Annotated in this window: 10 protein-coding genes; 6 read left to right on the forward strand and 4 right to left on the reverse strand. The window is 68.2% G+C overall.

Going from position 1 to position 9,074, the window contains the following annotated elements:
• Positions 1-69: 69 nt before the first annotated feature.
• On the forward strand, positions 70-1,317 hold the full coding sequence (locus VI238_RS13035) for a TFIIB-type zinc ribbon-containing protein (protein WP_414650065.1): 1,248 nt from the start codon (positions 70-72) through the stop codon (positions 1,315-1,317).
• A 22-nt stretch (positions 1,318-1,339) separates the two neighbouring features.
• Positions 1,340-1,600, forward strand: a complete 261-nt coding sequence (locus VI238_RS13040) for a hypothetical protein (protein ID WP_331652036.1) — start codon at positions 1,340-1,342, stop codon at positions 1,598-1,600.
• Between the two features lie 428 nt (positions 1,601-2,028).
• Here VI238_RS13040 and VI238_RS13045 read toward each other — a convergent pair whose 3' ends face one another.
• Complete coding sequence (locus VI238_RS13045) at positions 2,029-4,278, reverse strand: hypothetical protein (protein ID WP_331652038.1); 2,250 nt, start codon at positions 4,276-4,278, stop codon at positions 2,029-2,031.
• A gap of 502 nt (positions 4,279-4,780) precedes the next feature.
• Here VI238_RS13045 and VI238_RS13050 point away from each other — a divergent pair.
• The gene (locus VI238_RS13050) at positions 4,781-5,191 is read left to right on the forward strand and encodes a DUF1801 domain-containing protein (RefSeq protein WP_331652040.1); all 411 of its coding nucleotides are present in this window, start codon (positions 4,781-4,783) and stop codon (positions 5,189-5,191) included.
• Positions 5,192-5,307: 116 nt separating this feature from the next.
• On the opposite strand, the gene VI238_RS13055 is transcribed toward VI238_RS13050, so the two are convergent.
• From VI238_RS13055 to VI238_RS13065, 3 genes are read right to left on the reverse strand one after another with little or no spacing between them, the layout of a single operon-like run.
• A complete protein-coding gene (locus VI238_RS13055; RefSeq protein WP_331652042.1) occupies positions 5,308-6,174 on the reverse strand; it encodes a nuclear transport factor 2 family protein in 867 nt (288 codons plus the stop codon).
• Between the two features lie 20 nt (positions 6,175-6,194).
• A complete protein-coding gene (locus tag VI238_RS13060; protein ID WP_331652044.1) occupies positions 6,195-6,797 on the reverse strand; it encodes a LysE family translocator in 603 nt (200 codons plus the stop codon).
• Complete coding sequence (locus VI238_RS13065) at positions 6,794-6,922, reverse strand: hypothetical protein (protein ID WP_331652046.1); 129 nt, start codon at positions 6,920-6,922, stop codon at positions 6,794-6,796. Before VI238_RS13065 ends, VI238_RS13060 begins: the two co-directional genes overlap by 4 nt.
• 34 nt (positions 6,923-6,956) lie before the next feature.
• Here VI238_RS13065 and gcvA point away from each other — a divergent pair, with 34 nt between their 5' ends.
• The 3 genes from gcvA to VI238_RS18760 form a co-directional block, all read left to right on the forward strand.
• Positions 6,957-7,880 (forward strand): transcriptional regulator GcvA, encoded by a 924-nt coding sequence (gcvA, locus tag VI238_RS13070; protein WP_331652048.1) that lies wholly within the window; start codon positions 6,957-6,959, stop codon positions 7,878-7,880.
• Positions 7,877-8,602, forward strand: a complete 726-nt coding sequence (locus tag VI238_RS13075) for a dihydrofolate reductase family protein (RefSeq protein WP_331652050.1) — start codon at positions 7,877-7,879, stop codon at positions 8,600-8,602. Before gcvA ends, VI238_RS13075 begins: the two co-directional genes overlap by 4 nt.
• A gap of 284 nt (positions 8,603-8,886) precedes the next feature.
• On the forward strand, positions 8,887-9,074 hold a 188-nt coding region (locus VI238_RS18760), incomplete at its 3' end, for a hypothetical protein (RefSeq protein WP_414650066.1).

Raw genomic sequence — 9,074 nt, forward strand, 5'->3', positions numbered from 1 at the left:
GGACCGCCTCGCGGTCCCGGTTCGCCCCAGGATCGACCGTCCTATCGCGGCCCCGGATCGCCGCAGGACGTGCCGCCGATGCCCGGCGAGACGGGCATCGATCCGGCGACGATGCCCGAGCCGATCCGCAAGGAACTCGAAGCGCCCGATCCGGTCGCGATCGACACGGCCTCGAAGGAACTCGAAGACGGCGTCAACCGCTGTCCGAAGTGCGGCTCGACCGAGATCCGGCACAAGCCGGGCAGCGACCTGCTCGTGTGCCTGTATTGCCGCCACCAATGGCAGAGCGAGCGCGTCGAGGAACAGTTCGGGCTCGGCGACGGCCTCGACCGGCTCGAGGGCACGGTCGTCGCCTCGGGCGCGCGCGACATCGCGGCCGACGCCGCGACCATCATGACGTTCAAGTGCAGCGGCTGCGGCGCCGAGGTCGCGGTCAACACCGAGAACGCGATGACCGCGCGCTGCCACTGGTGCCGCCACGTGCTCGGCGTCAACGAGCAGATCGCGAACGGCGCGGTACCCGACGCGGTGCTGCCGTTCCACATCAAGAAGGACGACGCGGTCGCGCGCATCCGCCAGTTCGTCGACAAGCGACGCCTGTTCGCGCTGAAGGCATTCAAGGAACAGTTCACGCCCGAGAACGTCGTCGGCGTCTACCTGCCGTACATGATCGTCGACGGCAATGCGAGCGCCGACGTCGGCGGCCGCGGCGAGATCGAGACGCGCCGCTACACGCAAGGCAGCGGCGACAACAAGAAGACCTACTACGACGCCGACGTCTATCGCGTCGAACGCCACGTCGACTTCACCGTCGACGACCTGCCGCTCGAATCCTCGAGCGAACGCGGCAACCTCGACACGCGCGCGAACACCAACAACATCATCAACACGATCCTGCCGTTCGACACCAAGAACGCGGTGAAGTGGAACGCGTCCTATCTCTCCGGCTTCACCTCGGAGAAGCGCGACCGCGACGTCGAGAGCCTGCGCCCGCGCATGGAGGACCAGCTGCTGTCGATCGCGCGCGCGCAGGTTGAAGCCTCGGTGAAGCGCTACGACCGCGGCGTGCGCTGGGAACAGGAAAGCCTCGACGTGCACGGCACGCGCTGGGTGTCGATGTACCTGCCCGTATGGCTGTATTCGTACCACCAGCCCGGCAGCAACGGCGGCCTGCTGCACTACATCGCGGTCAACGGCCGCACCGGCGAGACGATGGGCAGCGTGCCCGTGCAGCAGTGGAAGCTGCTCGTCACCGCGATCACCGTCGGCACGTTCCTCGAAGGCATCGCGCTGTGGATCCTGGCGCATTCGTCATGAACGACATCAGGGAGCACGCGCCATGAGCGACGACGGCGGACTCTGGCTGCTCATGCTCGGCCCGGCCGGCGCCACCGGCCTGTACTGGGCCTTGTATCGCTACTACCGCAACACCGACAAGTCGCATGCATTCGAGCGCGAGACGAAGGTCGAAGCGAAGCCGGTGACCGGTTCGGACGCGAAGGTCGACGAAGTGAAAGGCACGCGCGAAACGCGTATCCGCGGCGACAACGTGACGTCGTACCGCACACGCGTGCAGCGCGTTCGCCACGATACGTCCTGACGCCCCTCTCTCGCGATCGGAAGAGGGGAATCCCCAGGGTGGATCGAGGCGCGAAGCGCCGGATCCGCCGCTCCCGCGGCTAGATCCGGCCCATTCCACGGGCCAATCGCGTCTCCCGCGCGACCGCCACTGCGATCCGGCGCACGCGCCCACGGCGGCACGCGCTTTCGCGCGTACCGCCCTACCGTCCATTCGGGATGAAAGCCGGCCGCGTAGGGCGGCACGAAGCGCGCGACGCCGTCGTTTGCGGCCAGGCGTTCAACCGCGAGTGCCGCCGCGAACCGCCGATGGCGCCATCGCGATACGCCGACGGTGCCACCGCGATTCGCTGACGGTGCCACCGCGATTCGGCGCGACCGCCATCGCGGTCCGCACGCGCGCCCTCGGCGGCACGCGCTCGCGGGCGTACCGCCGTACTCCGGGCTGCGTTACGGCGCTTCGAACCCGCTCTTGAACACGCGATCATTGCCGGTGACGAGGACCGCGTTCGAGTACTCGGACGTGTCGTTCGCCGTGCACGCCGGCAGGATGATGCCGTTGTTGCCCGCGAAGCATTTCAGGAACGCCTGCCAGCCGCTGCCGCCCGCAGGCGTGTCGGTGAGCGGCGTGACGTCGGTCGCGGTCATCACGATGCGGCGGCCCGCCGCCACGCTGCCGAGCGTCGCCGTGCAGCGTCCGCCCGTGCACGCGGCGCTGTTCGCCGGCGTGCCGGCCAGGGTCGTCGTCACGAGCTGCTCGCCGACGTACGACATCGTCGTCGCCGCGGTCGTGGTCGCGGCATCGATCGAGTAGAACTCGAGGCGGAAGTTCGCCACGCCGTGCGTGCTGATCGTCCACTGCAACGTCGTACCGCCGTCGTTCATCGGCGGGGTCGAGCCCGCGCACGCGCCGGAGACTTCGTTGCCGGCGCAGATGTGCGCAGGCGCCTGGTCGCGGTTGGCGTAATTGGCCGGGATCTCCGAATGCGGGCCGTCGAGCGCGTTCTCCGGGTGCTCGAGGTCGATGTCGACGCCGGCGAATGCCTTCGCGTTGCCGAACACGCGGTTGCGCTGGAACAGGTTGCTCCAGCCGTTCTGGTCGCCGCCGCCGTTGCGCAGCTTGATGCCGTTGCGCTTGTTCGCGACGATCGTGTTCGCGTCGGACGCGGCCGGGCCGCCGATCGTGGTCGCGCTGGCTGCGTTGATGTGGATGCCGTCGACGCCGTTGCCGAGCGTGAGATTGCCGGCGAAGTCGGGGCTCACGCCGATCGAATTGCCGACGATGCGCGTGCTCGCGGTCGAACTGCCCTTCACGACGATGCCGTGGCGCGCGTTCGCGGCGACGATGTTGCCGGCGATCTCGTTGCCCGTCGTCGTCACGATGATGCCGTCGCCGGCGTTGCCGTACGCGGTCGAGGCCGACGGCGAGCCCGACGGGAACTCGGCCAGGCCGATCGTGTTGTGCAGCACCTTGACGCCGTTGCTCGCGCCGGTGATGAGGATGCCGGCGCTGTCGTTGCCGAGCGTGTCGGGGAAGCCGTTGTTGTTCTCGCCCTTGTTGTCGGCGATCACGTTGGCCGGGCCGATCACGAGCGCGATGCTGCTCGGGTTGAAGCTGGTCGGGTCGGTGTCGGGCCGGCTGTCGACGACGATGCCGCTCAAGGCGTTGCCGATGTGCACGCCGGGCAGCGTCGCGCTGAGGCCGATGCGGTTGCCCATGATGAAGTTCGGCAGGAACACCGTGCCCGCGTCGACGCGGATGCCGTTGGCACCGTTGCCGCTGATGACGTTGCCGGGGCCGATGAGGTTGCCGAAGGTGGAACCGACGAGGTGCACGCCGTCGGCGCCGTTCGGAATCGCGACGTTGCCGGTCATGTCGGTGCCGATCATGTTGCCGCTGACGGTCACGGCGGCGAGGTTCTCGCTGAAGATCTCGATGCCGTTCTGCGCGTTGCCGGCGATCACGTTGTTGCTGATGAGCACCGGGTGCAGCGACGCGAGCGCCGTCGCGAGGTTGCTCGAGAACGCCTGGATGTCGGACGCGTCGACCGGCTGCACCGGGAAGTCCTGGTACAGGTTGAGCAGGAAGTTCGAGCTCGTGTCCGGGTAGACGTGCGAGGCGGACACCGAAATGCCGTCGCCCGTGTTCGGCATCGCGACGAGGCCGGTCGCGTTCACGCCGATGTAGTTGCCGCTGAACACGTAGTCGTGGCCGTTCGCGCCGATGCCGGCGCCGCTGCAGTTGCCGATCACGAGGTTGAGGAGCTTGGAGCCCGTCGCGCCGTCGGCATGGCCGATCGCGGCCGTGCCCGAATCGGTGAGGTCGAAGCAGCCGTGGCCGTTGCCGTTGATCGTCGCGTGGTTGCCGTTGACGATGAACGGCGCGCGCATCTGCGTGAGGCTGCCGTTGATGAGGGTGATCGACGCCACGCCGATGTTGATCGTGTGGCTGCCCGAACGCGCGTTGCCGATCGAGATCGCGGCGCGCAACGTGCAGTGCGAGGTGTCGCCGAGCGCGGCGCAGTGGTCGGTGATCGCCGGGTCCTGCGGGTTGTCGCCCGCGGTGTTGACCGTGTAGACGTCGGCCCACGCGGGTATCGCGACCGCGCAGAGCAGCGCCGCCGCGAACCCGCGCGCCCGGTGCGTCGCGCGCGCCGAGGTGCGGCCCGTGCGCTCGCGGGGGAGTCGTATCGATGTCATGGTGCGTCCTTTCCTTCCAGGTAATGAGGCGATTCGCGGGCGTTTTGCCCGGCCGCCGCGCGGCGACAGCCCCGTGCGGGACCGCGTCGAGGGCGGGTTCAGTACGCTGGTACGAAAAAGGACCCGGGTTCCAGACATGCGGAGCGCGCACGGGGCACCGCGCCGAAGGAGCGCACCCTGCGCGCGACCGATCGTTCCCACCCATCGGGCGCCTTCGTAGGACGGATCAAGGCGCGAAGCGCCGGATCCGTCGGTCCCGCGGATGGATCCGGCCGACTTCACGCCCGCGTCGGGTCGCCCCACCGCGTCGATCGTCACGCTTCTCGTTCGTCGTACTCGCGAAGCGCCCGAACATGCCGCACCCACGCCGCGTTGGCGGGCGTGCCCCATACGGAGTACCCCCATGATCCGCAAAGCCGACAAAGCCACCCGCCCTGCCCAGCAGCCCGCATCCAAGGCTTCGGCGAAAGCCATCGCGACACCCCCTCGCCTGCCGGAGTCTTTGAACGGCAAAGCGAGCCCCGCCAAGGCTGCCGTCGGCGACGCACCGGTGTTCGCCTACATCGCCGGCCTGCCGCAACCGCAGCGCGCCATCGCCGAACGCATCGACGCGCTCGCCGCGCGCACCCTGCCCGGCCTGCAGCGCAGCGTGAAATGGGGCATGGCGTACTACGGCGTCGGCGACGGCTGGTGCTTCTGCTGCGGCGCCTTCGCGACCCACGTCAAGCTCATGTTCGTCAACGGCATCACGCTCGACCCCGTGCCACCCGTGACGCCGGTCGCGATGGGCAAGGCGACGCGCGGCGTCGAGCTCGCCTCCGTCGACGGCATCGACGAGCGCCAGATCGCGGCGTGGATGAAGCAGATCACCGCGATGCCCGGGGTCGGCAAGCGTCCGCAGAAGAAGGAATGATCCGCGACATTTCCGCCGACGTCGCCTCTCCCGCTCGCGGGAGAGGCCGACGCGCGCAGCGCGGCGGGTGAGGGATCGCGGAGCGAAGCGTGAGGACTTCGCCGCGTTGCCGGTGTCTAATTGGCCTGTCCGGGAGACCCAGGGTGATCCGCTCCGTCCCCGCTTTTGCGCTCCGCCAGGTACCAGTCATCGACGATCCTGCCGTCCTGCACGCGGTAGAGCGAAAGGCCCTCGCTGACGCTGCCGTCCTTCTGCGTGGCACGGTCATGACTGACCGCCCATTCGCCGACCGCGAAGCCGTCCAGGACCTGGATCCGCGCCGGACGCTCGGCGAACATCGTGCGGAACACACGCTCGCGGCTGGCTGGGTCGGTGAGGCTCTTCGATGGTGCGCCACCCAGCACGTCCGGCGCGCCACGGAAATGAAAGTTGCGCGCGTCGGGCGCGAACAGGGCGAGGAACGCGTCGACATCGTTGCGGTCGGCCGCCTCGTTGAAGCGGCGGATCACCGCCTGCGCAGCGGCTCCGGAATCGCGCTTCGCCCCCTCGACGCGGGCGATATGCCACATGGCCTGGATCTGTCCGTTGCGCACGCGAAAGGCGGTGAGCAATTGGTTGAGGCTTGACTCGTGCGGCAACTGGAACTCCACGTGCGCGAGCACGAGGTCGCCCAGCGAAACCATCTCGACGACTTCGTGGCGGCCTTGCGGTCCCTGCTTGAAGGCCTCCGTGAAATAGGTCCGCACCTGCTCGTACGTGCCCATCTTGTCCGACTGCGGCCCGACGAGGCTGTGCGGTTCGGTGGGGTGCTTGTAGATGCGGATCGACGGAGAGAGCACCGCCATCAAGTCGTCGAGGTCGGCGTTGTTGAGCGCCGCGGAATCTCGGAGCACGACGGCTTCCTCCGCATTGGCTGCGGTGGCTTCCACGGCGAACGCGTGCGGCGTCGCGAGCAGGGCGAAGAGCAAAATGATGAAGCGCATGGGCGGACTCCGGCAGAAATTCAGTGGATGGCGATCGCTGCGGCGGCAGCGACCATGAGCAATGCGCTGCCGCGCCCGATGCGACGCAGGGCGACAGCAGAGTGGAACCGGCAGCGGACGCGTTCGGCCAGCAGCACGTAAAGCGCGAGGACGGCGCCGACCACGGTCGCGACGAGTGCGGCGAGGATCAGCGTGTTGCGCGCCGACAGCGCATCGAGGCCGACGATGCCCGGCAGCAGCGCGACGTAGAAGAGCATGGTTTTCGGATTGCCGAGCGCGATGCCGGCGCCGGCAAGCAGCGCGCGCGACTCGCTCCCGGCGCCCGCGTGGGACGTCATCGGCGGCGCGTGCCAAAGCTTCCACGCCAGCCGGAGCAGCCAGGCGAGGCCGGCGTAGCGGATCGCTTCGAAGATTCCCGGGTGCCGGGCAGCCAGTGAACCCACGCCGACGATCGCGCACAGCAGCCAGAGCAGCTCGGCGAGCAGCAGTCCAGTGCAGAACCGCAGCGCGCCGCTGCGACCGTGCGCGAGCACGCGCGCAACCACAGCCGTGATGGTCGGACCCGGCGTGGCCGCAGCGGCAGCGAGCGCAGCGGCGAAGAACACGGCTGCGCCGGCATTCACGCGGCACCTTCTTGCCCAAGGCCTGCTTCTTGGACATAGTCCAGCGACTGCTTCGTGAAAATCGCTTCGGTGGCCAGAAAACGTTGCATGGCGGTGATGCTAGGCACGGCACGCGAGGCGTTCAACGCGAAATTCCTGGCACATCGATAAGGGAGCTTTATGTCAACGCGCCTGCCGCCCTTGCCTGCCGTGCGCGCGTTCGAAGCCGCCGCACGCCTGGGCAGCTTCACCCGCGCCGCCGCCGAGCTGCACATGACCCAGGCCGCGGTGAGTTACCAGATCAAGCAGCTCGAGCAACGACTGGGCCTGAGGTTGTTCCAGCGCCAGCCACGGAACGTGGCATTGACACCTGCGGGCCAGCGGCTCGCGCCGGCCGTGCTGGATGCGTTCCAGCGACTGAACCAGGCGTTCGAGCAACTGCGCGAACGCACCGAAACCGAACTCGCGATCACCGCGCTGCCGACGATCGCCGCCACCTGGCTGGTGCCGCGTCTCGGCGCCTTCCAGCTTGCGCACCCGCGGCTTGCGGTGCGCCTGGATACCGGCGTGCCCCTCGTCGACCTGGATCAGGGCGAATTCGACGTCGGCATTCGCATCGGCGCCGGCGAATGGCCCGGGCTGCGGGCGGACCTGCTGTTGCCGAGCCTGTTCACGCCGTTGTGCAGCCCCGCGCTGCGCGAACGTCTACGCACCCCGGCGGACCTGCTCGCACTGCCGCGTTTTGGCCGCGAACGCTGGTGGCGCGAGTGGTTCGTCGCCGCGGGGCTGGCCGACGCCGATCTCGCCACGAAACCCGGGATCGAGCTCGCCATCGAACAGCACGCGGTGGCATCCGCGATCGCGGGACACGGCGTGGCGATCAGCTCGCCGCTGTTCTTCGAACCGGAACTCGCGGCCGGTCGCCTGCTGCAGCCATTCGAGCTCGTCGTGCGCGACGCACGCGACTACTGGCTCGCCTACCCCGCCGCGCACGCCAACAGTGGCAAGATCCGCGCGTTCCGCGACTGGCTGCTCGATCAGGCCGCACGGAGCGGATCGGGAATCGGCGCGCAGCGAGTGGCCGATGGCGATGGGCGACAGTGAATGTCGATCTGTCGCACGGCCGCTCGTCGCAGGAAGCAAACGCGGGTCCCCGCGCATCCGCTCAGCGAGAATCAGCCATGGCACGAATCCGCGTCGAAAGCTTCACGATTTCACTGGACGGGTACGGGGCAGGTCCGGACCAGGACCTCGAACACCCACTGGGTGTCGGCGGCGAGAAACTGCACGACTGGCTCGTATCCACGCGGCGGTGGCTGAAGTTGCACGGGAAGGCAGGCGGCGACGCGGGCATCGACGACACCTTCGCGATGCGCTCGCACCACAACGTGGGTGCGTGGATCATGGGTCGCAACATGTTCGGGCCGGTTCGCGGGCCCTGGCCCGACGCGGAATGGCGCGGATGGTGGGGCGACGACCCGCCGTTCGACGGCCCGGTTTTCGTCCTCACGCATCACGCGCGTCCGTCGCTTCGGATGGACGGTGGCACGGTCTTCCATTTCGTCACCGGCGGCATCCACGAAGCACTCGAACAGGCGCGGCAGGCGGCGGGCGAGAAGGACGTGCAGATCAGTGGCGGCGCCGCAACGATCCGGCAGTACCTGCGCGCAGGCGTGATCGACGAGTTGCATATCGCGATCTCGCCGATCCTGCTGGGGAGCGGCGAGCGTCTGTTCGAGGACCTGGAGCGCTTGCCCGCGGGGTACCACTGCGTGCAGTTCGCGCCTTCGGAGAAGGCTGCCCACATGGTGCTGCGACGCATGTAGAAGCGCTGCAACCATCGGTTGCGCATGCGGCACAAGTCCTTGTCGACGACATCGACGATCGCCCGAGCGCGGAATGGATGAAGCCGATCACGGCGAAGCCGGGTGTCGGGAATGTCCGCTGAAGGATGGATGGCCGCAGTGGAAGCCGACGGCCGTCCACCGAGCATCGCATCCGTGCAACAAGGCCCAACCCACATCGGCCGCCGCTCGAACTCGGCCGGTTCGGACCACCGCCCGCCGTCATCAACGGCGTGCTCGCGCCGCTGAACCGCGGGGCGCCCCGCATGCGATTGGACGCGTCCCCATGCCCGCGTCGGCGCATACTTGCGGCCCGGAAGGCAGCCGCCCCGGTTGCGCGACAGGCACGAGAGGAGAAGCACATGAGCAAGGGCATGAACCAGAAGAAGCAGGAAAAGAAGAAGCCGGCCAAGACGATGAAGGAAAAGAAGGCCGAGAAGAAGGAAAAGAAGAC

The sequence above is a fragment of the Dokdonella sp. genome, from assembly GCF_036518555.1.
Classification (GTDB): Bacteria; Pseudomonadota; Gammaproteobacteria; order Xanthomonadales; family Rhodanobacteraceae; genus Dokdonella_A.